This window comes from Devosia litorisediminis, from assembly GCF_018334155.1.
In the GTDB taxonomy this organism is placed as follows: Bacteria; Pseudomonadota; Alphaproteobacteria; order Rhizobiales; family Devosiaceae; genus Devosia; species Devosia litorisediminis.
The window spans coordinates 288,544-313,000 of the sequence record NZ_JAGXTP010000002.1 but is presented as its reverse complement, the minus strand read 5'-3'; the positions used below and the strand labels follow the sequence as shown (position 1 = coordinate 313,000).

Annotated in this window: 23 protein-coding genes; 17 read left to right on the top strand and 6 right to left on the bottom strand. The window is 61.8% G+C overall.

Features of this window, described 5'->3' with window-relative positions; translation table 11 throughout:
• Nucleotides 1-44 precede the first annotated feature (44 nt).
• Nucleotides 45-1,235 carry an MFS transporter gene (locus KD146_RS14330; protein ID WP_212659502.1) on the top strand — a complete coding sequence of 397 codons (1,191 nt, stop codon included), beginning with the start codon at nt 45-47 and terminating at the stop codon, nt 1,233-1,235.
• Complete coding sequence (locus KD146_RS14325; RefSeq protein WP_212659501.1) at nt 1,235-2,674, top strand: M81 family metallopeptidase; 1,440 nt, start codon at nt 1,235-1,237, stop codon at nt 2,672-2,674. Before KD146_RS14330 ends, KD146_RS14325 begins: the two co-directional genes overlap by 1 nt.
• A 63-nt stretch (nt 2,675-2,737) precedes the next feature.
• Here KD146_RS14325 and KD146_RS14320 read toward each other — a convergent pair whose 3' ends face one another.
• Nucleotides 2,738-3,031 carry an ArsR/SmtB family transcription factor gene (locus KD146_RS14320; RefSeq protein ID WP_212659500.1) on the bottom strand — a complete coding sequence of 98 codons (294 nt, stop codon included), beginning with the start codon at nt 3,029-3,031 and terminating at the stop codon, nt 2,738-2,740.
• 93 nt (nt 3,032-3,124) lie between these two features.
• On the opposite strand from KD146_RS14320, the gene KD146_RS14315 reads away from it, so the two are divergent.
• Genes KD146_RS14315 through KD146_RS14295 form a run of 5 tightly spaced genes read left to right on the top strand, consistent with a single transcriptional unit; the run spans nt 3,125 to nt 7,009 of the window.
• A complete protein-coding gene (locus tag KD146_RS14315; RefSeq protein ID WP_212659499.1) occupies nt 3,125-3,553 on the top strand; it encodes a YeeE/YedE family protein in 429 nt (142 codons plus the stop codon).
• Nucleotides 3,553-3,993 carry a YeeE/YedE family protein gene (locus tag KD146_RS14310; protein ID WP_212659498.1) on the top strand — a complete coding sequence of 147 codons (441 nt, stop codon included), beginning with the start codon at nt 3,553-3,555 and terminating at the stop codon, nt 3,991-3,993. Before KD146_RS14315 ends, KD146_RS14310 begins: the two co-directional genes overlap by 1 nt.
• 22 nt (nt 3,994-4,015) lie before the next feature.
• Nucleotides 4,016-4,909 (top strand): MBL fold metallo-hydrolase, encoded by an 894-nt coding sequence (locus tag KD146_RS14305; protein WP_212659497.1) that lies wholly within the window; start codon nt 4,016-4,018, stop codon nt 4,907-4,909.
• A 42-nt stretch (nt 4,910-4,951) separates the two neighbouring features.
• The gene (locus KD146_RS14300; RefSeq protein WP_212659496.1) at nt 4,952-5,278 is read left to right on the top strand and encodes a protein tyrosine phosphatase family protein; all 327 of its coding nucleotides are present in this window, start codon (nt 4,952-4,954) and stop codon (nt 5,276-5,278) included.
• Between the two features lie 6 nt (nt 5,279-5,284).
• Complete coding sequence (locus KD146_RS14295) at nt 5,285-7,009, top strand: SulP family inorganic anion transporter (RefSeq protein WP_212659495.1); 1,725 nt, start codon at nt 5,285-5,287, stop codon at nt 7,007-7,009.
• A 41-nt stretch (nt 7,010-7,050) separates the two neighbouring features.
• Here the strand turns inward: KD146_RS14295 and KD146_RS14290 are convergent, their stop codons facing one another.
• The 4 genes from KD146_RS14290 to KD146_RS14275 all read right to left on the bottom strand — a co-directional run bounded on the left by KD146_RS14290 (nt 7,051) and on the right by KD146_RS14275 (nt 13,314).
• Nucleotides 7,051-8,295, bottom strand: coding sequence for a cation:proton antiporter (locus KD146_RS14290; protein WP_212659646.1), 1,245 nt, complete (start codon nt 8,293-8,295; stop codon nt 7,051-7,053).
• 123 nt (nt 8,296-8,418) lie between these two features.
• Nucleotides 8,419-10,758, bottom strand: coding sequence for a glucose/quinate/shikimate family membrane-bound PQQ-dependent dehydrogenase (locus tag KD146_RS14285; RefSeq protein ID WP_212659494.1), 2,340 nt, complete (start codon nt 10,756-10,758; stop codon nt 8,419-8,421).
• A gap of 137 nt (nt 10,759-10,895) precedes the next feature.
• The gene (locus KD146_RS14280) at nt 10,896-12,467 is read right to left on the bottom strand and encodes a serine hydrolase (RefSeq protein ID WP_212659493.1); all 1,572 of its coding nucleotides are present in this window, start codon (nt 12,465-12,467) and stop codon (nt 10,896-10,898) included.
• Nucleotides 12,468-12,627: 160 nt separating this feature from the next.
• On the bottom strand, nt 12,628-13,314 hold the full coding sequence (locus KD146_RS14275; protein ID WP_249327879.1) for a GntR family transcriptional regulator: 687 nt from the start codon (nt 13,312-13,314) through the stop codon (nt 12,628-12,630).
• Nucleotides 13,315-13,497: 183 nt separating this feature from the next.
• Between KD146_RS14275 and KD146_RS14270 the strand changes: the two genes are divergently transcribed.
• The 10 genes from KD146_RS14270 to KD146_RS14225 all read left to right on the top strand — a co-directional run bounded on the left by KD146_RS14270 (nt 13,498) and on the right by KD146_RS14225 (nt 23,465).
• Complete coding sequence (locus KD146_RS14270) at nt 13,498-14,595, top strand: branched-chain amino acid ABC transporter substrate-binding protein (protein WP_212659492.1); 1,098 nt, start codon at nt 13,498-13,500, stop codon at nt 14,593-14,595.
• A 76-nt stretch (nt 14,596-14,671) separates the two neighbouring features.
• Nucleotides 14,672-15,586: a branched-chain amino acid ABC transporter permease gene (locus tag KD146_RS14265; RefSeq protein WP_212659491.1), complete on the top strand. Its 915-nt coding sequence runs from the start codon at nt 14,672-14,674 to the stop codon at nt 15,584-15,586.
• A 1-nt stretch (nt 15,587) separates the two neighbouring features.
• The gene (locus KD146_RS14260) at nt 15,588-16,550 is read left to right on the top strand and encodes a branched-chain amino acid ABC transporter permease (RefSeq protein WP_212659490.1); all 963 of its coding nucleotides are present in this window, start codon (nt 15,588-15,590) and stop codon (nt 16,548-16,550) included.
• A gap of 2 nt (nt 16,551-16,552) precedes the next feature.
• Complete coding sequence (locus KD146_RS14255) at nt 16,553-17,338, top strand: ABC transporter ATP-binding protein (protein WP_212659489.1); 786 nt, start codon at nt 16,553-16,555, stop codon at nt 17,336-17,338.
• Entirely contained in the window at nt 17,335-18,060 is a 726-nt protein-coding gene (locus KD146_RS14250; protein ID WP_249327878.1) for an ABC transporter ATP-binding protein, read from the top strand. Before KD146_RS14255 ends, KD146_RS14250 begins: the two co-directional genes overlap by 4 nt.
• Before the next feature lie 35 nt (nt 18,061-18,095).
• Nucleotides 18,096-19,001 carry a dihydrodipicolinate synthase family protein gene (locus KD146_RS14245; protein WP_212659488.1) on the top strand — a complete coding sequence of 302 codons (906 nt, stop codon included), beginning with the start codon at nt 18,096-18,098 and terminating at the stop codon, nt 18,999-19,001.
• A gap of 20 nt (nt 19,002-19,021) precedes the next feature.
• Nucleotides 19,022-20,272, top strand: coding sequence for an NAD(P)/FAD-dependent oxidoreductase (locus tag KD146_RS14240; protein ID WP_212659487.1), 1,251 nt, complete (start codon nt 19,022-19,024; stop codon nt 20,270-20,272).
• A 13-nt stretch (nt 20,273-20,285) separates the two neighbouring features.
• Entirely contained in the window at nt 20,286-21,287 is a 1,002-nt protein-coding gene (locus tag KD146_RS14235) for a 4-hydroxyproline epimerase (RefSeq protein ID WP_212659486.1), read from the top strand.
• 18 nt (nt 21,288-21,305) lie between these two features.
• Nucleotides 21,306-22,409 (top strand): cis-3-hydroxy-L-proline dehydratase, encoded by a 1,104-nt coding sequence (locus KD146_RS14230; protein WP_212659485.1) that lies wholly within the window; start codon nt 21,306-21,308, stop codon nt 22,407-22,409.
• Between the two features lie 24 nt (nt 22,410-22,433).
• Complete coding sequence (locus KD146_RS14225; RefSeq protein ID WP_212659484.1) at nt 22,434-23,465, top strand: trans-3-hydroxy-L-proline dehydratase; 1,032 nt, start codon at nt 22,434-22,436, stop codon at nt 23,463-23,465.
• Here KD146_RS14225 and lhpI read toward each other — a convergent pair whose 3' ends face one another.
• On the bottom strand, nt 23,466-24,407 hold the full coding sequence (gene lhpI / locus KD146_RS14220) for a bifunctional Delta(1)-pyrroline-2-carboxylate/Delta(1)-piperideine-2-carboxylate reductase (RefSeq protein ID WP_212659483.1): 942 nt from the start codon (nt 24,405-24,407) through the stop codon (nt 23,466-23,468).
• Nucleotides 24,408-24,457 lie beyond the last annotated feature (50 nt).

Here is a 24,457-nt window from a genome sequence, read left to right as displayed (position 1 = left end):
AGGGAATCCGTCCAGCGACTGTTTTCGCATCGAGTTCAACGACCATGTCCTTCCTTACCGCACAGCGCCTGACCATGCTGGTGTTCTTTCTGCAGCCGATCGCATTCGGCTCCTGGCTGGTGCGCATTCCCGAAGTGCAGACGGCTTTGGGGCTGGGGCCCGCCGGGCTGGCGGTAGCCCTGCTGGGGCTGCCCTGCGGTACACTGCTCACCCTGCCCTTTGCCGGACCGCTGGTGGGGCGGATCGGGGCGCGCGCGGCGATCCTTGTGGGGTTCGTGCTGTATTCGATGGCAATGGTTCTGCCCGCGTTTGCCAGTGACGCCACGCTGCTGTTTGTGGCGCTGATGCTGATCGGCTCGTCGATGTCGTTTGTCGAACTGGGGCTGAACGTGCAGGCCGACGCCGTGGAAAAGGCCACGGGGTCGATCATCATGACCACCTCGCACGGCTTCTGGTCTGTCGGTATCATGGCGGGGAGCCTGATCGGCTCGGCATTGGCGGCGCTGGGACTGGAAGCGCGCTGGGCCATCGCGCTGGTGTCAGCGCTGGTTCTGCCGCTGTCGATCGTGGTGGCGCTGGCCCTGCCGGTATATGCCGAGAGCAGGGAGAGCGGTGAGGGCAAACGATCGGCCTGGGCATTGCCCAGCTGGGCCCTGCTGGGGATCTGCTTTTTTGTGTTTGGCATCACCATGACCGAGGGCGCGATGGCGGATTGGTCCGCGATCTTCCTGCGCGATGCACTGGGCGCCGAAGCGGGCACGATGGGGCTGGGCTATTCGGTATTCGCCCTGATGGTTGCGGCGGGCCGATTTGGCGGCGACACGCTCAAGCGCCGCTTTGGTGCGGTGACCACGGCGCGCATTTGCGGCGTGCTGGCACTGACTGGCGCCGCGATCCTGTTTGTCACACCCAACACAGCGCTGGCGCTGATCGGGTTTGGCGTAATCGGCCTGGGCGTTTCGGTGGGCTTTCCGCTGGCGGTGACGGCTGCCGCCGGGCTGACTGATCGGGCGGCATCGGCCAATGTCGCGATTTTGAGTTTTGTGGCACTGCTGGGCTTTCTGGTGGGCCCGCCGGTGATCGGCTTTGTCGCCGAACATGCCGATATCCGGCTGGGGGTTGCCTGTGTGGTACCTGCGCTGCTGGTGAGCCTGATGCTGACCGGAAGGCTGGCAACCAAGAAACCCGCCAAGACCAATCATAATCCTGAAGCCGATATTGCTGGAGTGCTTTGATGCGTATTGCTGTTGCTGGCCTGCACACCGAGTGCAGCACCTATAACCCCGTGCTGGCGCGCGAGGCCGATTTCCGGGTGCTGCGCGGACCATCCATGCTCAAGGACGGCTATTTCGATTTCCTGACGCATTTCCCGGCCGAGTTCATCACCGTGCTGCATGCGCGCGCCATTGCAGGCGGGCCGGTGGAAGGGGCGCTCTATGCGCGCTGGAAGGCCGAAATCCTCGAGGGCATCAAAGAGGCCATGCCCGTTGACGGGGTTTATCTGGCCATGCATGGCGCGATGTTTGTCGAGGGCCTTCACGACGCCGAAGGCGACTTCATCAGTGCGGTGCGCGCACTGGTCGGTCCTGATGTGCTGATCGCTGCGAGCTACGACCTGCATGGCAATGTCAGCCAGAAGATCATCGACGGGCTCGACATCTTTTCGACCTATCGCACGGCGCCCCATATCGATGTGGCGGACACCATGCGGCGCGCGGTGACCATGCTGGTGCGCGCCTTGCGCTCGGGCCAGCGACCCGTTGTGGCTTGGGCGCCCGTGCCGGTGCTGTTGCCCGGCGAGCGCACGTCGACCCAGGACGAGCCGGCGCGGAGCTTTTACACCCAGCTGCAGGCCACAGAGGATCCGACGGGAATTTGGGATGCCTCGTTTCAGGTGGGTTATGTGTGGGCAGACGAACCCCGCGCCACCGCATGTGCGGTGGTCACGGGCACTGACCGGCTGGCAATGACTGCGGCAGCGCGGGCGCTGGCGCAGAACTATTGGGATATTCGCGAACAGTTCGTGTTTGGCACCACCACGGGCAGCATTGAGGCCTGTGTCGACTGGGCACTGGAAGCCACGACCAGCCCGGTGGTTCTGGCCGAGTCCGGTGACAATCCAACCGGCGGGGGCGTGGGTGACCGGGCAGAGGTGCTGGCCGAACTGATGGCCAATGATGCGCAGGGCGTGGTGTTTGCCGGTATTGCCGACAAACCCGCCACCGACGCAGCTTATGCAGCCGGCGTGGGCGCCACCATTGCGATCACGATCGGCGCCAGCCTTGACCCCTCAAGCACCATGGTGGAGGCGACAGCAGAAGTTGTATTCCTGCTTGAAACCGCGCAGCCCCATCTGCGTGAAGCGGTGGTGCGCATTGGCGGGATTGATCTGGTGCTGACCGCGCGGCGGCGGCCATTCCACAATATAGAAGACTTCACCCGGCTGGGTCTTGATCCGCACACGGCCAAGATTGTGGTGGTCAAGTCAGGCTATCTGTCACCCGATCTGGGGCCGATCGCCAATCCGAGCCTGATGGCGCTGTCGCCCGGCGTGGTGGATCAGTTTGTCGAGCGGCTGGAGCGCCAGCACAAGAGCGTGCCGCAATATCCGTTCGATACCGACTTTGCCTGGGCGCCGGAAGTAAAATGGTCAAGCCGCGCCGACGCACGTTGAACCGGTTGCCAGAATAGTCATACGGGGCCGGCGGCGATGTCGCCGGTCCATGCGTTTTGCCTGTCAGTCGCAGTAGATGTCGTACAGCGTCGTCAGGATCTTGCTCACCTCATCTGAGGCGATCGAATAATAGACCTGCTGGCCGTCGCGCCGCGTTTTGACGAAGTCCCAGGCGCGCAGCTTGGACAGGTGCTGGCTGAGCGGGGACTGGGCCAGACCCACGCGCTCTTCAAGATCACCCACATTCATCTCGCCATCGAGAAGACAGCATAGAATCCGGAGGCGCTTGGCATTGGCCATGGCCGTGAGCAGGCGCGAGGCCTGCTCGGCATTGGCTTCCAGTTTTGCGATTTCCATCTTGACCTTATTAGAATGTTCTAATAAACATATATGCAGATCGAGACCTAGCACTCAATCCCCCTATAAATCAATGTGCAGAGTTATTCATAAATGACGGAATTCACCCCTCTCGCGTCGCTGTCCGGTGGCGCGCTGATCGGTCTTGCTACCGTATTGCTGATGGCCTTTCACGGCCGCATCGCCGGCATGACCGGCATCCTGACAGGCCTGGTGCCGCCCCTGGCGAGCGACTGGGGCTGGCGTGCTGCCTTTCTGGCTGGCGCGATCATCGCCCCTGCCATTCTGGTGTCGTTCTCTGAAGCCAGCGTCGGCTTCGTCAACCCCGTCCCCACCCCCTGGCTGGTGATTGGCGGATTGATTGTTGGCGTTGGTGCCTATCTGGGCTCAGGCTGCACGTCAGGGCACGGCGTGTGCGGCATGGCGCGTTTGTCCCCACGCTCGATTGCGGCCACCGCCACCTTCATGGCGACCGCCATCATTACCGTTTTTGTCATTCGTCACGTGCTGGGAGGCTTCTGATGCGCCGCACTCTGCTTGCGGGCCTGATCGGCCTGATCTTTGGCACCGGCATTGCCATCTCCGGCATGGCCAATCCGGCCAAGGTGCTGAATTTTTTCGACCTGGCTGGCACCTGGGACCCCTCACTGGCGTTTGTCATGGGTGGTGCCCTGGTGGTGACTGCGATTGGTTATTTCTACGTGCTCAAGCGAGACAAGCCGGTGCTTGAAGCGCGCTTCCACCTGCCAACCAATCGCAAGCTGGACACCCAATTGCTGGCAGGCTCAGCCATTTTCGGCATTGGCTGGGGCATTGCCGGCTTCTGCCCGGGCGGCGCCATTCCGGCGCTCGGCCTTGGCGAAAGCTCGGCCTGGATTTTCGTTGGCGCCATGCTCACCGGCATTGCCGCCGCCCGTACCGTCCGTGTGGCCCTGCAGGCCCGGACAACACAAACCGCCTGATGACCAAGAAGAGGATATGACCATGACGTCCATTCCATTCACCCCCGAACTTGATGTGCATCCTGAAGTGGTGGCGTTCTTTGACGCGCCGACCAACACCATCAGCTATGTGGTCAAGGATCCCGACTCGAACGCCTGTGCGGTGGTCGATTCAGTGATGGATATCGACTACGCGGCCGGCCGCATCACCTATGACGGCGCCGACAAGATCATCGCCTATATCGAGGATAACAAGCTCGATCTGCAGTGGCTGATCGAAACCCATGTGCATGCCGATCACCTGTCGGCCGCGCCCTATATCCAGGGCAAGCTGGGTGGCAAGCTGGGCATTGGCGAGAACATCAAAATTGTGCAGGAAACCTTCGGCAAGGTCTTCAATGAAGGCACCGAATTCCAGCGCGATGGCAGCCAGTTCGACCGACTTTTTACCGATGGCGACAGCTACAAGATCGGCGGGCTGACGGTGCGGGTGATGCACACGCCAGGCCATACCCCGGCCTGCATGACGCATGTGGTGGGCGACGCCGCCTTCGTCGGTGACACCCTGTTCATGCCCGATGGCGGCTCGGCCCGTGCCGACTTCCCCGGCGGTGATGCGCGCACGCTGTATCAGTCGATCCAGCGCGTGCTGGCCCTGCCCGGCGAGACCCGGCTGTTCATGTGTCACGATTACGGCCCGAACGGCCGCGACATCCAGTGGGAGACCACGGTGGCAGACGAGATCGAGCACAATATCCATGTCGGCAAGGGCACTGACGAGGACAGCTTCGTGGCGATGCGTGAAGCGCGCGATGCGACGCTGGCCATGCCCAAGCTGATCATCCCGTCGCTGCAGATCAACATGCGCGGTGGCAAGCTGCCGCCCAAGGATGAGGATGGCAAAAGCTACCTCAAAGTTCCCGTGAACGGGCTGTGAGCCATGTGGCCCTTCAGCAGTTCAAACCCGAAAGAGAAAACCATGAACGTCACCAAAATCAGCCCTGACTTCGCCACAACCGGCCAGATCACTCCCGATCAGGTCAAGACCGTGGTCGATGCCGGCTACAAGTCGATCATATGCGCCCGTCCCGACAATGAAGAAGGCGGCCAGCCTGCTTATGACGATGTCGCGCGGGTCGCCGAAGCGGCAGGCCTGAAGATCGTCCACATCCCGGTTTCCGGGCCGCTGGGCGAAGGCCAGATCATCCGTTTCCACGACGCCTGGGCCAACCTGCCCAAGCCAATGCTGGGCTATTGCCGCTCGGGCATGCGCGCCGGCAGCCTCTACGCAACTCTGTCCAAGTAAGATCCCATGAAGCTCAAGACCTATCTTCCCATTCTGGACTGGGGCAGCCGCTATAATCAGGCGACCCTGACCAGTGATCTGATCGCGGCGGTGATCGTGACGATCATGCTGATCCCGCAATCGCTGGCCTATGCCCTGCTGGCTGGGCTGCCGCCGGAAGTGGGTCTTTACGCTTCGGTGCTGCCGCTGGTGGCCTATGCCATTTTCGGCACGTCGACGGCGCTGGCTGTCGGCCCCGTGGCCGTGGTGTCGCTGATGACCGCTTCGGCGGTTGGCAGCATCGCCGCGGAAGGCACGGTGGACTATGCCAGTGCCGCCATTCTGCTGGCGGCGATGTCGGGCATTATCCTGGCGGCGCTGGGGCTGTTCCGTCTCGGTTTCATCGCCAATTTCCTGTCCCATCCGGTGATCTCGGGCTTCATCACCGCGTCTGGGCTGATCATAGCGACCAGCCAGGTTGGCGGCATGCTCGGGATCAAGACCGAGGGCCATGCCCTGCCCGATCTGGTGATGTCGATCGTGCACAATATCGGCACCATCAACTGGTACACGCTGGCTGTGGGTGCGGTGTCGCTGGCGCTGCTGCTGTGGATCCGCATGGATCTCAAAAACTGGCTGATCCGTTTCGGCCTGCCCAAGGGCGCGGTGACCATCATCACGCGGGCTGGCCCGGTGCTGGTGGTGTTTCTGACCATGGCCTGGTCGGTGCTGGGTGATCTGGGTGCCAAGGGCGTCTCGCTGGTTGGCGATGTGCCGCAGGGCCTGCCCATGCTGTCGCTGCCCAATTTCAATCTGGACACCATTCAGGCGCTGTTGCTGCCCGCGCTGATCATCTCGATCGTGGGTTTTGTGGAATCGATCTCGGTGGCGCAGACGCTGGCGGCCAAGCGGCGTGAGCGCATCAATCCCAATCAGGAACTGATCGGGCTGGGTGCCGCCAATATCGCGGCAGCCGTCGGTGGCGGCTATCCGGTGACGGGTGGCTTCGCCCGCTCGGTGGTCAATTTCGATGCCGGCGCCGCTACGCCGGCGGCTGGTGCCTTCACCGCCATCGGCATTGCCGGGGCAACCCTGCTGCTGACCCCGTTCCTGGCCATCCTGCCCAAGGCAACGCTGGCGGCAACGATCATCGTAGCCGTGCTGACACTGGTGGATTTCTCGATCCTCAAGCGTGCCTGGACCTATTCCAAGGCTGACTTTGCCGCCGTGGCCATCACCCTGCTGGGCACGCTGCTGATGGGTGTCGAAGTCGGCATTTCGCTGGGCGTGGGCGCGTCGATCCTGATTTTCCTTTATCGCTCATCGCAGCCGCATGCGGCCGTGGTGGGGCAGGTTCCGGGCACAGAGCACTTCCGCAACGTCAAGCGCCACAATGTCGAGACCACGCCCAGCGTGCTGTCGATCCGGGTCGATGAGAGCCTCTATTTTGCCAATGCGCGCTATCTCGAGGATCTGGTCTATGACCAGGTTGCGGGACGGCCCGAGCTCAAGGATGTGGTGCTGATGTGTTCGGCGGTGAATGCCATCGACATGTCGGCGCTCGAAAGCCTTGAGGCCATTGAGCACCAGCTCAAGGATCTGGGGGTGCGGTTGCACCTGTCGGAGGTCAAGGGACCGGTGATGGATCGGCTGGCAGGTACCGAGTTTCTGGCGCATCTGTCCGGTGGCGTGCATCTGAGCCAGCATCAGGCGATGCAGGCGATCAACAAACCACCGGTTGCTGCAGCCTAGTCACCAATACAGACCCGCAGGGCCAACGCCCTGCGGGTTTTTCAATCGACGACGCGCTTGACCAGTCCCGCCAGGGTGAGACCCTGAATGATGATGGTGAACACCACCACGGCATAGGTGGCCGCCAGGATTACGGTCTTGATGTCGGACTCCGGCAGCGAAAGCGCCAGCGCCACCGAAATACCGCCGCGCAAACCACCCCAGGTCAGCACGCGCACCGTGCCTGACATGACTTCCGTGCGGCGACGGATCAGGCTGACGGGCAGCCCCACCGCGAAAAAGCGCGCCAGCAGCGCCAGCGGGATCGAGGCAATTGCCAGCGCGATGAAGGAAAGATCAAAGCGCAGCACCAGCACCTCGAGCCCGATCAGCAGGAACAGCACGGAATTGAGGATTTCATCGATCATGGTCCAGAAGCCAAACAGGAAGCGCTGGGTGACATCGCTGAAGGCGTCGAGGGGGCCGCGATGACCAACCAGCAGGCCGGCAACCACCACCGCAATCGGTCCGCTCATGTGCAGCTTGCTGGCCACCGCATACAGACCGGTCACCAGCGCCAGTGAGATCAGCACCTCGACCGGATAATCGTCAATGGCCCGCATGGCGCGATAGGCCAGATAGCCGGTGACCCAGCCCAGCAACCCACCGCCGACGGCCTCGACCAGAAACAACTCACCGATGTGGAAAGCATCAAGGCCCTCGCCGCCCATGGTGGTGGCCGCGGCCAGCACGACGGTGAACAGCACAACCCCAACGCCATCATTGAACAGGGATTCCCCGGTCATGGTGCTCTCCAGCGCCTGCGGCACCTTGACCTGTTTGAGCGTGGACAGCACGGCCACCGGATCAGTGGGACTGATCAGGGCACCAAAGACCAGGGCCCAGACAAAGGGGATGGCAACGCCAAACAGATTGGCCAGCAGCCAGAACCCGGTACCGATCAGCGCGGTCGAGATCAGCACGCCAAAGGTGGCCATGATGGAAATGGTCAAAAGGCGCGAGCGCATGGCGTTGAAATCGACATGCAGCGCCCCGGCAAACAGCAAGAAGGCCAGCATGCCGTCGAGCACGGTCGACTGGAAATCGACCTGGTTCAGCAGCGCAACGGCGTCCTCGTAGATCACGAACTGGGGGAAGGCGAGTTCGACACCGATCAGCACCAGCGAGGCGGCAAGGGCCATCACCAGCAGACCGATGGTCTGGGGCAGTTTGAGCACGACGTGGTTGATCCAGCCAAAGGCGGCGGTGAGAACCAGCAGGACGGCGATCATATCGAACAGGGACAGGCTGGGCATCGTGGCTCGCTTGGTCGGTACGGTTGAGAGCGCCAGCTTGGCACTATTGCCGGCACGCGCAAAGGGCCGGGCAACGCTTGGTCGCCCGGCCCTCTATCTAGCATTGCGAACGGCCTATTGAGGCAACGCGTAGGCGATGATGGAATCGCCAGCCTTGGTACCAGTCGACCCGTGGCCGCCGGCGACAACCACCACGAACTGGCGCTGGCTGTACTCGGACCAGTAGCTCATGGGTGTGGCCTGACCACCGGCTGGCAGACGGCTCTCCCAGAGCTGGTTGCCGTTGTTCACGTCATAGGCGCGCACATAATAGTCGAGCGAGCCGGAGAGGAAGGCCACCCCACCGCGGGTGATGATCGGACCACCAATGCCGGGGACGCCCATCTTGATCGGCAGCGGCACAGGCGAGAGATCCTGAATGGTGCCGTTGACGTGGCGATAGACAATCTCACCGGTGCGCAGGTCGGCGCCGGCCACATAGCCCCAAGGTGGCGACTGGCAGGGCAGACCAACCGGGCTGAGCAAGGGGCCCATCTCGGCAGCATAGGGTGCGCCATAGTTTTCGTTAAATGGCGGGGCACCTTCATCGGTCACGACGCGCTCTTCGGGATTGTCGCGCGGAATGAGCTTGGAGGTGAAGGCCAGATAGACAGGCATGGCGAAGACAGCCTGACGGACAGGATCAACGGCCACAGCCCCCCAGTTGAGCGTGCCGAAATTGCCGGGATAGACAATCGAGCCCTGCTCGGAAGGCGGGGTGTAACGCCCCTCATAGCGCAGCGACTGGAACTGGATGCGGCAGGCCAGCTGGTCAAAGGGTGTCATGCCCCACATTGATGCTTCGGTCAGCGGTTCAGGATTGAACGAGAGGGCCGAGAGCGGCTGGGTTGGCGCGGTAAAGTCACCAGCCACAGCACCCTGGGGTGCGGGTACTTCGTTGACCGGCAGGATAGGCTCGCCGGTTTCGCGATTGAGTACGAAGATTTCGCCCTGCTTGGTGGGGACCACTACGGCGGGCACGGTTTCGCCACCGATATCGAGGTCAACCAGACTTGGCTGGGCCGGCATGTCCATATCCCAGATGTCATGGTGCACGCCCTGGAACACCCAGTCCACCTGACCAGTATCGGCATTGAGCGCAACGACGGCGGAGGAGTAGGTTTCGGCTTCCTCGCTGCGATTGCCACCGAACTGGTCAGGGGACTGATTGCCCATGGGGATGTAGATCAGATCGAGTTCAGGGTCATAGCTCGAGACACTCCAGCTATTGGGCGAGTTGATCGAATAGGTCTGGCCGTCAGCCAATGGTTCGGTCTGCTCGGGGTTCAGCGAATCCCAGTTCCAGACCAGTTCGCCGGTGAACTTGTCAAAGGCCCGGATGACGCCCGAGGTCTCATTGGTCGAGACGTTGTCATTGACCGCACCGCCGACAACCACGACGCGGTCGGTAATGACTGGCGGGGAGGTGGAGTAGTACGAACCGGCCGTGACGTTGGGCATGTTCTGCCACAGATCGACAGTGCCATCAGCGCCACCAAAACCGGGGCAGATTTCGCCGGTTTCAGCACTGATCGAGATCAGGCGTGCGTCAGCGGTCGGCGCGAAGATGCGGGCTGCACAATCGCCCACAGGACCGCCCGCGGAGGGGGCATCATAGGACACGCCGCGGCAGGTCAGATGCTGGGTCTGATTGCGCGGTGGCTGATCAAGATGGGGATTGAAGGTCCAGCGTTCGGCGCCGGTTTCGGCATCGAGCGCGATGATCAGATTATGCGGTGTGCACAGATAGAGGCTGTCACCGACCTTGAGCGGGGTTACCTCATAGGTGGTTTCGCCGGGATCGCTTTCGCCGCGCACATCACCGGTATTGAAGGTCCAGGCGACTTCAAGGTTTTGCACATTGTCGGGAGTGATCTGCTCAAGCGGAGAATAGCGCTGACCATAGGTATCGCGGCCATAAGAATGCCATTCCCCATCGGGCACAGCCGGGTCAGAAAGTGCCGCCTCGGCGGTCATGCTGGATTCGGGCAGTGTGCCTTCCAGATCATGGGTGGGCGTGAACATGGCGATGCCTGCCACGATGACGCTGAGCACCAGTGCGACGGCAAGGGCAGGCCAGCCGCCGGACGCCGAATAGCGATTGAGGCTGCGCACACTCCAAGGCAGCACAAGCAGAATGCCCAGAATGACCAGCCAGTCGCCGCGGGGGGCCAGCTGCCACCAGTCAAAACCGACTTCCCAGACCGCCCATGCCATGGCTACGATAATGGTGCCGGCATGCAGCCAGAGCGCACGGCGATCGCGCTGCCAGACCATGATGGCGGTGATCAGCAGGGCTGCGCCGAGCAGCAGGTAGAACCAGCTGCCCCCCAGCGCCGCAAGCCAGATACCACCGCCTCCCAGAAACAGCCCGCTCAGGGCAAACAGAATGGCAAGAATGCGGGAAAATATCATGGGACGCCTCCGGGTGTGTCTCTACCCGAATGCATGTGGCCGCTGATCGTTCCAACTATGGCACGATTGCGGCATCGGCCCCGGTTCAGAACAGGGGCAGAGCCGACAACGGTGCACAGTGGAATGCGGTTCCCCCGCTAGCGCTGCCAGGTGGCCAGACCGTTGCCGTCCAGATAGTCGATATTGACGCTGCCCGTAGCCAGATCGAAGCTGACAGAGGACCGTGAACCGGTCGGGGCATTCTCATTGTGCGGTTCGACAGCAAAGACATCGCCATCCCAATGGGTGAGCGGGAAGCTGTCACCACGCGGGCCAAGCTGGGCGACCAGGGCGCCATCATCCAGAACGATATCGAGAGGACCGAAATAATCATTCTGGTAGGTGCCGACATAGTTCTCAAGCGCCTGGTACGGCTTGGGCTCGTCAGGCAGGCTGCTGTCAACGAGATCGCCGACAGGATCGTAGAAGCCCGCCATCAGCGCATGAAAGCCCGCATACCAGTCGCGGGTGGGGGCGCCGAACTGCGCGGTGTCGAGGAAGATGTTGGCAATCGCTTCGGGGGCACCGAGCGGACCGGCATTGGTCAGCACGATAATGCCCAGGTCGGCAGATGGCACAAACTGGATGCGGGTGGCCGCGCCCAGCGTGAAGGCACCGGAATGCCCGAAAGTGGTGCGCCCGTCGGCGCCCACACCGACATTGAAGCCATAGCCATAAAAGCCGGGGCGCGCGCTGGGCACGTGGCCGGGCGAGCTGAAAGACTGCGGGCTGAGCGCGGCCTGGAGCGCGGCGGGGTCGATGAGCTGACGTTCATCATGGACGCCATCGGCCAGCAGCACCTTGAGCCATTCAGCCAGGTCAATGACATTGGATGAGACGCCACCAGCGGGCGATTGGGCGTCGCCATTGCGCTCATAGAGCGGTTGCAGCGTGCCATCGACAAGCGCGTGCAGGCTGGCGCGATCGGGTTCTGCCTGAAAATCGGCATAGCGCGAACTGGTGTGATCCATCTTCAGGGGCGCGTAGAGCGACTGGGCCGACAGGTCCTCCCAGCTCTTGCCCGTGGCCGCAGCGACGGCCTGAGCGGCGCTGGTGATGCCGAAATTGGCGTAGTTGTAGGATGTGCGGAAGGTATCGAGCGGCTGGTAGCGCAGACGCGCCATCACATCGGCCCGGCCGAAGCCGAGATCTTCGAGGTCATCGCCCGCGCCCAGCGGCAGGCCGGAGCGATGGGCATAGAGATCCCCGATGGTGAGATTGGCACTGACCCATTCCTCGCCGAGACGGAAATCGGGCAGATAGCTGGTTACCCGATCATCCCAGGTGATCAGCCCCTCGGTAACGGCAATCGCCGCCACGGTGGCGGCGAGCGGTTTTGACACCGAGGCAATCTGGAAGACCGTCTGGGGGGTGACAGGATCATCGGCGCCGCGTTTCCTGACGCCATAACCCCTGGCAAACACAGTCTGCCCACCCTGCACCACCGCAACGGCAACGCCTGGAACGCCGCTGCGCTCCATAATGGTGTGCACCGTGTCATCAAGCTGCTCAAGCGCCAGTTCGACCCCGCCGGGAGCGAGCTTGCTGACATCCATGGAGGGCGCGGGCCCGATATCGAGATTGGCGGGCTGGGCCCGGACCGGCGCGATAGCAAAAACGGTGCCAAGGCTGGCCGCGGTCAGAAACGCAGAAAAACGTGTCTTGGTCATGCAAATAGTCCCCCGACTGCACTGTCCTGTCATGCGCACCGTCCCGCAATATGGGTATGGTGGCAATGGCGACACTGCCATGGCGGGGTGATGAGCGGGTTAGCCCAATGCCGGACATTTTACGGGCCAAGGGTAACAGTCACGAGCGCATGCGCCGCGATCAGTCGCGCTGCTGGACCTGTTCTTCAATGACACGGGTGAGGGACAGCGAGGCATTGACGATGTGCTGGCGTGTCAGATCGGCGGCGCGTTCGGCATCGCCGGCACGACAGGCATCGATGATCTGCTGATGCTCTTCAATGGCGCGTTCGCGGCCATGGGCGAGGCTGAGCTGGGCGCGGATATAGCGTTCGATGCGATCATTGGCGGCTTCGGCAGCCGCGAAATAATAGGGCAGATTGGCGTCGACATAGAGCGAGGAATGGAACTGGCGATTGAGGTCGCCCCAGCGCACGCCATCGGTTTCCTGCTCAAATGAGTTGCACAGATCCTGCGCGTGCTCGATGGCCTGCTGGCTCATGCGGGGCACGGAATGGGCAATCAACTTGGGTTCGACCGTGGCGCGGAAATCAAAAATCTCGCGGATCTCGTCGCTCGATATGCGGCTGACCACGACGCCCTTATAGCGCACAGAGGTCACCAGCCCGCTGGCTTCGAGCTGCTTGAGCGCCTCGCGCACCGGGATGCGGCTGACATTGAACATCTTGGCGATGGCGTCCTGGCGGAGGGTCTGGCCCTCCTCGAGTTCACCGCGAATGATCGCCGCGCGCAGGGCGTCGTGAATGACGTCCGATGAGGACGCCCCGGCTCCAAGATTAGATGCTCGCGCGCTGAGCTGGTCGATCAATCCACTTCCTCCAAGATTGGCAATGCCCGGCTTTTACCGGTGCTTTTTGCCAACCACAATCACTTCGTGGGACCACCAACATAGCATGTTGTATATTGGATACAATCGTGCAAATCTTGGTTTCAGAAGCCTTGGTGAGGGGAACGAAGCCAGGGTCGAAAACAGGGTTGAGGAGCCTTTAATATGAAAATCACTGCACTTCTTGCGACCACCGCGATTGCCATGGCGTTCGCTGCGCCCGCCTACGCGGAAATGAAGATCGGCATTCTGGTGCCCACCACCGGATCGGAAGCAACCTATGGCCAGGACATGGCCAATGCGGTTGATCTGGCGATCGCCGAAATCAATGCTGCCGGCGGTGTGCTGGGCGAACAGCTCAGCTCGGTCGTTGGTGATGATGGCTGCGACCCACAGCAGGCCGTCAACGCTGCCAGCAAGCTGGCTTCGTCCGACGTGACCGGCATTGTCGGTGGCTACTGCTCGGGCGCGACTGTTCCGACCCTGAAGATTTTTGGCGATGCGAACATCCCATTCGTGATCGCAGCTGCGAACTCGACCAAGCTGATCCCCGCCAATCCCGGCAATGCCTTCATGATCAACTCCACCGGCAATGATCAGGTGGCCAAGGCCATCGAATATTTCACGGCCAATGGCGTGAGCTCGCTGGCCATCGTGAACCAGGGCGATGCCTATTCGCAGGACCTAGCCGATCTGACCAAGAAGAACTGGGAAGAAGCCGGCAATACCGTGCCCGCGTTTGAAGTCGCCAATAAAGGCGAGCAGGACTATTCGGCCATCGTGACCGCCATTCGTTCGGCCAATCCCGATGCCGTGTTCTGGACCGCCTATTATGCCGATGGTGGCCTGCTGATCCGTCAGCTGCGTCAGGCCGGCTATCAGGGCAAGATCGCTGTGGGCGATGGTTCAAACTCGCCCGAGCTGTTCAACATTGCCGGCTCGGCCGCTGATGGCGTGGTTGGCTTCTCCAACCCGACCGCCGAATTCCTGCCAGAAGCAAAAGCCTTCATCGCCGACTATACCGAAGCCAATGGCTCGGCTCCCGGCCCCTATGCCCCACTGGCCTATGACGGCATGCACCTGCTGGCAAAGGCAATCGAGACTGCTGGCAGCACCGATGCCGAAGCGATCAACGCCGCGCTCGCCGCGTCGGATTACACCGGCATTGCCGGCCAGATCACCTTCACCCCTGAAAACACCCTGGCACGCTCCAACTTCGTGGTGCTGCAGGGTAAGGGCGGTGCCTGGACCCTGGCTGAATAGGCGACCGATTACAGGCCCCGCCGCTCACCAGAGCGGCGGGGTCAATCACAATCGGGGTCAGGTGGGGAGCTTGTGAATGTCGGTCCTTGATATCTTTTTGCAGCAGCTGGTGAACGGGCTGGTTCTCGGCTCATTCTATGCGCTGGTGGCGCTGGGCTACACCATGATCTTTGGTGTGGTGAAGCTGCTCAATTTCGCCCATGGCGATATTTACATGGTCGGCGGCTTTGTCGGCTTTCTCATTCTTTCGGTAATCGCGCCCATTGTCGGGCCCGGCTGGACAGGCGTTGCGATCTCGATGGTCGTGGCGATGATCGCGGTGGGCTTTCTGGGCGTGGTGATCCAGCGGGTTGCCTACCAACCCATGCTCAATGCCCCCCGGCTCTCGATCCTCATCACGGCACTGGCCGTGTCGCTGGTGTTGCAGAACGGCGTGCTGACCCTGACCCATGGCCAGTATCAGCCCATGGGCGCTGATCTGGGCTTTGGCGGCATCAATCTGGGCCTGCTGTTCATCAGCCATAACCAGATGATCCTGGTGGGCACTGCTGCGGCGCTGATGATCGGGCTCGAACTTTTCGTCTCGCGCACCCAGTACGGCCGCGCCATGCGCGCCATTTCAATCGACAAGGACATGTGCCGCCTGATGGGGATCAATGTCACCGCAGTGATCGCGGTGACATTCTTTGTCGGCTCGGCACTGGCCGCTGCGGCAGGCACCATGGCCGGGGCCTATTACGGCTCGGTCTGGTATTTCATGGGCTTTCTGATCGGCATCAAGGCGTTCACCGCAGCGGTGATCGGCGGCATTGGCTCGATCCCCGGCGCCATGCTGGGCGGGTTGATCCTGGGCCTGCTGGAAGCCTTTGGCACACAGATCCCCGGCATTGGCAGCGAGTGGAAGGACGTGTTCTCGTTCTCCGTGCTGATCCTGGTGCTGGTCCTCAAGCCGACCGGCCTGTTGGGCAAGTCAGAGCAGGAGCGCATGTAACATGGCCCAGCCCCGCTCAAACGCTTTCAACAACATCATCGCCCAGTTCAACGAACCCTGGAAACGCTACACAGCCTTTGCGGTGATCATCGCGCTGCTGCTGATTGCGCCCATTTCGCTTGGGCCCTATGCCACCGTGATCCTGACCAATGCATTGCTCTATGTGGTGCTGGCGCTGGGGCTCAACGTGGTGGTGGGTTATGCCGGCCTGCTCGATCTGGGCTACGCCGCCTTCTTTGCGGTGGGTGCCTATACAGTGGGTATCCTGACCCACACATTCGGGCTCAACTTCTGGGTCACCCTGCCCGTTGCCGTCGGCGCGGCCGTGGTTGCCGGTATTGTCATCGGCACCCCTACACTGCGCCTGCGCTCTGATTATCTGGCCATTGTGACGCTGGGCTTTGGCGAGATCGTGCGCTTTACCGCACGCAATCTCGACATCACCGGCGGCGCCAGCGGCATTTCGGGCATCCAGCAGCCCTGGCTGTTTGGCTGGCACATCAATACCCCGTTTGAATTCTACTATGTGTTCGTGGTGCTCGCGATCCTGGCTGTGATCGTCAGCGTACGCTTGCAGAATTCGCGACTGGGACGGGCCTGGCTCTATGTGCGACACGACGAAGATGCCGCCGAAGCGATGGGCATCGACACGGTGCGCGTCAAACTGGCCGCCTATGTCATCGGCGCAATCTTTGGCGCCATTGCCGGAGCGTTCTTTGCGGTCAATCTGGGCGCCATTTCGCCGGAAAGCTTCTCGTTCCAGCAATCGGTGCTGATCCTGATGGCCGTGATCCTTGGCGGTATGGGCAAGATCCCGGGTGTGATCCTGGGTGCCTTCATCGTGGTGCTGGCCCCTGAACTGCTGCGGGACATGGGCGAATTCCGCCTGTTGCTGTTCGCTGTGGGTCTGCTGCTGGTCATGCTGTTCCGACCCAGTGGCATCTGGCCTGTGAGGGGGAAATAATCATGAGTAATCCCCTCCTCGAACTGGCCGGCGTCAATCTCAGCTTTGCCGGCAATACCGTGCTGGACAATGTCGACTTCACTGTCGGGCGCGGCGTGATCGCCAGCCTGATCGGCCCCAATGGCGCGGGCAAGACCTCGCTGTTCAACTGCATTACCGGTTTTTACAAACCGCAGTCGGGCTCGATCAAGGTTGATGGCCATGAGCTGATGAACCTCAAGCCCCACAAGGTCACCCAGGCCGGGATCGCGCGCACATTTCAGAACGTGCGGCTGTTCCAGCAGATGACCGTGCTGGAAAACGTGATGAGTGGCAGTCATTGCCGCTCCAAGGCGGGGGCAGTGTCGGCCATTCTGGGCCTGCCCAGCCAGCGCCGCGAGGAAGCAATGATCCGCGCGCACGCCATTGAGTGTCTGGAGTTTGTCGGCATTGCCGATGAGATGGATCGCGACGCCACCAATCTGGCCTATGGCCATCAGCGCCGGGTCGAAATTGCCCGTGCCTTGGCGACACGGCCCAAGCTCCTGCTGCTGGATGAACCCGCAGCGGGGCTCAATGCCGGCGAAAAGCAGGGTCTGCTTGAGCTAATCGGGCGCATCCGCGATGAGCTCGATATCTCGGTACTGCTGATCGAACACGACACGGGCATGGTGATGAAGATTTCCGAACACATCAACGTGCTCGACCATGGCGTGATGATTGCCGAAGGCACACCCAAGCAAGTCCAGGCCAACCCCAAGGTGATCGAAGCCTATCTGGGTCAGGAAGACGGGGAGGACCTGCTATGAGCACCCCAGCTGAAACCATCCTGCAGCTCGAAGGGGTCACCGCTGGCTATGGCCGGATCGTGGCGCTGAACGGCATTGATCTCAAGGTCGAGACCGGCGCCATGGTGACCCTGCTGGGCGCCAATGGCGCGGGCAAGACCACAACGCTCAAGACCATTTCGGGCCTTGTGCGAGCAACCGGTGGCCGCGTGCTGTTTGAGGGTGAAGACATTACCCAGACACCCGCTCACGAGATCGCCCGGCGCGGTCTGGTGCATGTGCCTGAAGGGCGCCACGTGCTGCGCGGGCTCAGCGTGCGCGAAAACCTCGAACTGGGCGCCTTTACCGTCAAGGACCCGGCCCTTCGCGCCAAGCGGATGAAAGAGGTGTTCGGCCTGTTCCCCGTGCTGGAAAAGCGCCAGCATGGCGACGGCTCCCTGCTCTCGGGCGGCGAGCAGCAAATGCTGGCTATTGGCCGGGCGCTGATGCACGGCCCGCGCCTGCTGCTGCTGGACGAACCGTCGATGGGTCTGGCCCCCAAGCTGGTGATCGAGACGATGCAGATCGTCAAACGGCTGCACGAGGCCGGCACCACCATCCTGCTGGTCGAACAGAATGCGCGGCTGGCGCTCAAGCTGGCCGATTATGGCTATGTGCTCGAGGGCGGGCATATCCGCATGCAGGGCGAGGCCGCCACGCTGCGCGCCGACAAATCCATCGTCCAGGCCTATCTGGGCGAATAGAATTTCCATCAATCCCTCTAGACTGTGAGACTGAAATGACTGTGAATTGGCAAGGCGTTATCCCCGCTCTGATGACCGAAATGAAGCAGGACGGGGCGCTGGATATGCCCTCGACCGCGAAGCATGTCGAATCCAGCCTCAAGGCGGGCTGCGAAGGCTTCATCATGCTGGGCACGCTGGGCGAAAACTCGTCGCTGTCGCTGGATGAAAAAGAACTCGTCGTGCGTACCGCCGTGGAAGCATCCAATGGCCGCGCACCGGTGATTGCCGGCATTGCCGAATACACCACTGATCTGGCTATCGAGACCGCCAATCGCCTCAAGAAGGCCGGCGCTGACGGCATCATGGCACTGCCAACCATGGTCTATCAGCAGGATGCGCGCGAAGCTGTCGAGCATTTCAAGAAGCTGGCGCAGGCCGTCGATCTGCCGATGATGATCTACAACAATCATGTCGCCTACAAGGTCGACCTGCTGCCCGAGGATTTCGTCGGGCTGAACGATCAGAAGAACATCGTGGCGGTCAAGGAATCCAGCCATGACAGCCGCCGCATCACCGATATGATCAATGTGTTGGGCGATCGCTACAAGCTGTTCTGTGGCGTGGACGACCTGATGCTGGAAAACGTGCTGTTCGGCGCGGTTGGCTGGGTGTCGGGCATGACCAACAGCTTTCCCAATGAAGCCGTGCAGATGTACAAGCTGGCCAAGGCGGGTCGGGTCGAGGAAGCCCTGGCGATCTATCGCTGGTTCATGCCGGTGCTGCATCTCGATACCAAGGTCAAGCTGGTGCAATATATCAAGCTGGCCAACCAGATGGCTGGCGAAGGCGCCGAATGGGTACGCGCACCGCGCCTGCCGCTGATCGGCGAGGAGCGCAAGATGATCGAAAAGATCGTCCAGACCGCCATTGATACGCGGCCCACGCTGGCAGCGCTTTAGCCCGATCGGCAGACAGCCAAATGGTCAAAACCAACCAGGCTGATGTCGTCATTGTCGGGGCCGGTATTATCGGCCTTTCAGCTGCGTTCCGCCTGCAAGAGGCGGGGCGCAGTGTGACCTTGATCGACAAGACAGGCATTGCCCGGGGCACAAGCTTCGGCAATGCGGCCGCCTTTGCCTTTTCCGACGTGCTGCCCATGGCGGCCAAGGGAATGATCGGCAAGGTTCCCGGCTGGCTGATGGACCCGCTGGGGCCCCTGAGCATTCCGCCCGCCTATTTCGTCAAAATCATGCCCTGGCTGGTGCGCTTCTGGCGCGCGGGCTGGCGCGACAAGCGCGATGCCAGCATTGCCGCGCAGGTTGCGCTGATGGAGCTGGCCCGCAGCGAGATGGCGGCCCTGACGCAGGCGGCCGGCACCGCGCATATGGTGCGCTCGGAAGGCTCGCTGGAGCTTTACGAGAGCGAAGCAGAATTCAGCGACAGCCTGTCGGACTGGGCGGTGCGCGAGGCAAACGGGATCGGCTTTGAGCATGTGCGCGGGGCGCGGCTGGCGGATTTGCAGCCGGGGCTGGCGGCGCGGTTTGTTGCCGGCACCTTCGTGCCGCAATGGCAAACCGTCAGCGAGCCCTATGAGTTTGCCAGCGCGCTTGGCGCGGCTGTGCTGGCCAAGGGTGCCACACTGCTCACCGAGACTGTCAGCAGTGTCAAGCCGGGCGATAATGGCATCATCGTCGCGCTGGGCAATGGCGAGACGATGCTGGCCAGGCAGGTGGTGATTGCCTGTGGCGCCTGGTCGAAAAACCTGGTTGCGGGATTGGGCGACAGCGTGCCGCTCGATACCGAGCGGGGCTATAATACCACCCTGCCCGCCGGTGCCTTCCCCTTGCAGCGTCAGCTGATCTTTGGCGGGCACGGCTTTGTGGTGACGCCGCTGGATAATGGCATACGCATTGGTGGCGCGGTGGAACTGGGCGGGCTCGAATTGCCGCCCAATTATGCCCGGGCCGATGCGATGCTGAAAAAGGCCGCAAGCTTCATGCCGGGGCTGAAAACCGACGGCGGTAAGCAGTGGATGGGCTTTCGGCCGTCGCTGCCCGACAGCCTGCCGGTGATCGGTCGTTCAACGGCAAGCCCTGATATCGTTTATGCTTTCGGGCATGGGCATCTGGGCCTGACGCAATCGGCAGCAACAGCGCGGCTGGTCGCGGATCTGATCAGCGACAAGGCACCGGCAATCGACATCACGCCCTTTGCGGCGGACCGTTTTTAATTCGAGAACAGCCATGGCACGACACAGTTTCTTTTGCGTAGATGGGCACACATGCGGCAATCCGGTGCGGCTGGTGGCAGGCGGCGGGCCGCTGCTCAAGGGCACCACCATGCTGGAGCGGCGTGCCGATTTCCTAGCCCATCACGACTGGATCCGCACCGCGCTGATGTTTGAGCCACGCGGCCACGATGTGATGTCGGGCTCGATCCTTTATCCCCCCGCCGATCCGGCCAATGACATGGCGATCCTGTTCATCGAGACCTCGGGGTGTCTGGCCATGTGCGGGCACGGCACCATTGGCACGGTGACCATGGCGATTGAACAAGGGCTGATCACCCCAAAGACACCCGGCACTGTGCGGCTTGAAGTCCCCGCCGGGCTAGTGATCGCCGAATATAGGCAGGTGGGTGATTACGTCGAAGAGGTCAAAATCACCAATGTGCCCTCCTTCCTCTACAAGACCGATCTTGAGGTGGAATGCCCTGATCTGGGCATGCTCAAGGTCGACGTGGCCTATGGCGGCAATTTCTATGCGATCATCGATCCGCAGGAAAACTTCGCCGACATGGACCAGTACTCGGCGGCCGATTTCATTCGCTGGAGCCCGGTGCTGCGGCAGCGACTGAACGAAGCACACAGCTTCATCCATCCCGAAAAGCCCGAGATCAACGGGTTGAGCCACATGATGTGGACCGGCGCGCCCAAGCACGACGGATCGACGGCGCGCAATGCGGTGTTTTATGGCGACAAGGCCATCGACCGCTCGCCCTGCGGCACGGGCACCTCGGCGCGCATGGCGCAATGGTATGGCAAGGGCAAGCTCAAGGCGGGCGATGCCTTCATCCATGAGAGCATTATCGGCTCGATCTTCAAGGGTCGCGTCGAAGATACGCTGAGCGTGGGCGGGCTGCCTGCCATCGTCCCCTCGATTGCCGGCTGGGCCCGGATGACCGGCCTGAACACAATTTTTGTCGATGACCGCGACCCGTTCAAGCACGGCTTTCTGGTCAACTAACCCAAGGACATCACTGCCATGAAAATCACCGCCATCACTGCCTGGCAGGTCGATCTGCCGCTCAAGGAAGGCCGCTATAGCTGGTCCAATGGCAATTTTGTCGATGTGTTCGACACCACCGTGGTGGCGATTGAAACCGATGCGGGCATTACCGGTTATGCCGAATGCTGCCCGCTGGGCTCGGCCTATCTGCCATCCTATGCGCTGGGCGTGCGCAGCGGATTACACGAAATCGGCCCCAAGCTGATCGGCATGGACCCGACCAATCTCAATGGCATCAATCGGCATATGGATGCGGTACTGCGCGGGCACAATTACATCAAGGCGCCAATCGACATTGCCTGTTGGGACATTCTGGGCAAGCTGACCGGGCTGCCGGTCTATACCCTGCTCGGCGGCGCGGCGCAGGAGAAGGTGGCGCTCTATCGAGCCATCTCCCAGCAATCGCCCGAGGAGATGGCGGCCAAGATCGCCGGCTATCGCGCCGAGGGCTATACCAAGTTCCAGCTCAAGGTGGGCGGCAATGCCGAAGAGGATATCGAGCGCATCCACGCCTGTCGCGCTATCCTGTCGCCCAGCGATATTCTGGTGGCCGACGCCAATACCGGCTGGAACCGCGCTGAAGCCGCCCGCGTAGTGGCGGCAGTGGCTGATCTCGATGTCTATATCGAGCAGCCCTGCATGACCTATGAGGAATGTCTGTCGATCCGCCGGCGCACCAGTCGCCCGTTCATCCTTGATGAAGTGATCGACAATGCCGGCTCGCTGGTCAAGGGCCTGGCCGAAGACGCCATGGACGTGATCAATCTCAAGATCTCCAAGGTGGGGGGGCTGACCAAGGCGCGGCTGATGCGCGATCTGGCGGTGGCCAGCGGCATTCCCATGACCATTGAGGACACCTGGGGCGGCGACATCACCACCGCGGCGATCGCCCATCTGGCGCGCTCAACGCCCGAAGAATTCTGCTTCTCGGCGACCGACTTCAACAGCTATGTCACCACCTCGATTGCCGAGGGAGCGCCGGTACGTGAACAGGGCTTCATGACTGCCCCGGATGCACCCGGTCTGGGCGTGACGCCGCGTCTGGATGTGCTGGGCGAGCCTGCGCTGCATATCGTCTAACCTCTTACCCCGAGACCCCTCGCCATGCGTTCCAGCAAGTCCATTCACATCATCTCCTGCCACGCCGAGGGTGAGGTGGGCGATGTGATTGTCGGCGGGGTGGCACCACCGCCCGGCGATACGCTGTGGGAGCAGTCGCGCTGGATCGCCAGGGACCAGACGCTGCGCAATTTCGTGCTCAACGAGCCACGCGGCGGGGTGTTTCGCCATATCAATCTGCTGGTCCCTGCCAAGGACAAGAGGGCGGTGATGGGCTGGATCATCATGGAGCCCGAGGATACCCCGCCCATGTCGGGGTCGAACTCGATCTGCGTGTCTACCGTGCTGCTCGATAGCGGCATAGTGCCGATGACCGAGCCGGAAACCCGCATGGTGCTTGAAGCACCGGGTGGACTGGTCGAGGTGGTGGCGCAGTGTCGCGACGGCAAGGCGCAATCGATCACCGTGCGCAATGTGCCCTCCTTCGTCGACAAGCTCGACGCCACCATTGAGGTGGAAGGCATTGGCACGCTGCACGTCGATACAGCCTATGGCGGCGACAGCTTTGTGATTGCCGACGCCAAGGCGCTGGGCTTTGCCATTCGGGAAGACGAAGCGCGCGAGATTGCCGAGACCGGCATTCGCATTACCCGCGCCGCCAATGAACAGCTGGGCTTCACCCACCCGACCAATCCGGAATGGGCGCATATTTCGTTCTGCCAGATCGCGGCGCCGCTCGAGACCATTGAGGGTCGCTTGACCGGGGCCAATGCCGTGGTGATCCAGCCGGGCAAGATCGACCGTTCACCCACCGGCACGGGCTGTTCGGCCCGCATGGCGGTGCTGCATGCGCGCGGGTTGATGCAGGTCGGCGACGAATTTGTCGGTCGCTCGATCATCGGCTCGGAGTTCTTCTGCAAGCTCGAAGCGCTGAGTGATCTGGCGGGCAAGCCGGCGATCATTCCCTCGATCACTGGCCGCGCCTGGATAACCGGGACGCGGCAGGAAATGCTGGACCCGGCCGACCCATGGCCGGCCGGTTATCGACTGTCGGACACCTGGCCCAAGATCAGCTGATCAATCGCGATCTGGCGCCGTCAGGGCGACAGCAGCAGCCAGGTCTTCAAGCGCCGTGCCGACCGATTTGAAGGCGGTGATGGCGGTGTCACTCTGGCGACCGGGATGCTCGCCCCGGCACAGCATGGCCAGATCGGCCAGCAGGCTCTCCTGGGTAATGGTACCCGCTGCCATTGGGATGGTGATGTCGCCGGTTTCCTTGCTGGCGCCCTCAAAGGTATCAACGAAAATGCCCCCGGCGCGGGCCAGCACGGCATCATCGGCTTCGCGCATATCGGCGCGGAAGCTACCGACCAGATCAACATGGGTGCCGGGACGCAGCAGCTCGCCGAGCACGATTGGCGTCTTGGCCAGCGTGGCGGTGCTGAGAATATCGGCATCGCTGACGGCGCTGGCGAAATCGGTCGTGGTGACGACATTGGGCGCGATGGGGCCCAGCTCGGTGGCCAGCGCCTGCGTCTTGTCGAGCGAACGGCTGCACAGGGTCAGCTTGTCGATGGCGAAGATGGCGCAATAGGCCTGCGCCAGATTTTTGGAGACGCGACCCGTGCCCAGGATCACCAGATTGCGGGCGCTGGTGCGCGCCAGAAATGTTGCGGCCAGCACGGAGGCGGCGGCGGTGCGACGGGCGGTGAGTTCGCCACCATCGATCTGGCCGATAATGGTGCCGTTCCGGCCATCAAACAGCGTATAGACGCTGGCTACGGCGGGGAGGCCGACGGCGTCGTTTTCAGGAAAGACCGTCACCAGTTTGACGCCGATATGCTGGCCTGCCTGCCAGGCGGGCATCAGCAGCAGATTGCCATTGATGGCATCGCCGCCGACATGCAGATGCTGGCGCAATGGCGCTTCCACCCCCTGGGCAAAAGCGGCCTTGAGCGCGGCAATCAGATCAGGCCAATCAAGGCCCTCGCGAACGTCTTGTGCGGAATAGGTTTTCATCTCCCAACCATAGGCGAAGCGCACTGTTTTGTAACGCGTGGCCTGCCTTG

Coding starts and splice junctions, on each gene's coding strand:
- KD146_RS14330 (WP_212659502.1), top strand. CDS start 45: ATGTCCTTCCTTACCGCACAGCGCCTGACCATGCTGGTGTTCTTTCTG.
- KD146_RS14325 (WP_212659501.1), top strand. CDS start 1,235: ATGCGTATTGCTGTTGCTGGCCTGCACACCGAGTGCAGCACCTATAAC.
- KD146_RS14320 (WP_212659500.1), bottom strand. CDS start 3,031: ATGGAAATCGCAAAACTGGAAGCCAATGCCGAGCAGGCCTCGCGCCTG.
- KD146_RS14315 (WP_212659499.1), top strand. CDS start 3,125: ATGACGGAATTCACCCCTCTCGCGTCGCTGTCCGGTGGCGCGCTGATC.
- KD146_RS14310 (WP_212659498.1), top strand. CDS start 3,553: ATGCGCCGCACTCTGCTTGCGGGCCTGATCGGCCTGATCTTTGGCACC.
- KD146_RS14305 (WP_212659497.1), top strand. CDS start 4,016: ATGACGTCCATTCCATTCACCCCCGAACTTGATGTGCATCCTGAAGTG.
- KD146_RS14300 (WP_212659496.1), top strand. CDS start 4,952: ATGAACGTCACCAAAATCAGCCCTGACTTCGCCACAACCGGCCAGATC.
- KD146_RS14295 (WP_212659495.1), top strand. CDS start 5,285: ATGAAGCTCAAGACCTATCTTCCCATTCTGGACTGGGGCAGCCGCTAT.
- KD146_RS14285 (WP_212659494.1), bottom strand. CDS start 10,758: ATGATATTTTCCCGCATTCTTGCCATTCTGTTTGCCCTGAGCGGGCTG.
- KD146_RS14280 (WP_212659493.1), bottom strand. CDS start 12,467: ATGACCAAGACACGTTTTTCTGCGTTTCTGACCGCGGCCAGCCTTGGC.
- KD146_RS14270 (WP_212659492.1), top strand. CDS start 13,498: ATGAAAATCACTGCACTTCTTGCGACCACCGCGATTGCCATGGCGTTC.
- KD146_RS14265 (WP_212659491.1), top strand. CDS start 14,672: ATGTCGGTCCTTGATATCTTTTTGCAGCAGCTGGTGAACGGGCTGGTT.
- KD146_RS14260 (WP_212659490.1), top strand. CDS start 15,588: ATGGCCCAGCCCCGCTCAAACGCTTTCAACAACATCATCGCCCAGTTC.
- KD146_RS14255 (WP_212659489.1), top strand. CDS start 16,553: ATGAGTAATCCCCTCCTCGAACTGGCCGGCGTCAATCTCAGCTTTGCC.
- KD146_RS14250 (WP_249327878.1), top strand. CDS start 17,335: ATGAGCACCCCAGCTGAAACCATCCTGCAGCTCGAAGGGGTCACCGCT.
- KD146_RS14245 (WP_212659488.1), top strand. CDS start 18,096: ATGACTGTGAATTGGCAAGGCGTTATCCCCGCTCTGATGACCGAAATG.
- KD146_RS14240 (WP_212659487.1), top strand. CDS start 19,022: ATGGTCAAAACCAACCAGGCTGATGTCGTCATTGTCGGGGCCGGTATT.
- KD146_RS14235 (WP_212659486.1), top strand. CDS start 20,286: ATGGCACGACACAGTTTCTTTTGCGTAGATGGGCACACATGCGGCAAT.
- KD146_RS14230 (WP_212659485.1), top strand. CDS start 21,306: ATGAAAATCACCGCCATCACTGCCTGGCAGGTCGATCTGCCGCTCAAG.
- KD146_RS14225 (WP_212659484.1), top strand. CDS start 22,434: ATGCGTTCCAGCAAGTCCATTCACATCATCTCCTGCCACGCCGAGGGT.
- lhpI (WP_212659483.1), bottom strand. CDS start 24,407: ATGAAAACCTATTCCGCACAAGACGTTCGCGAGGGCCTTGATTGGCCT.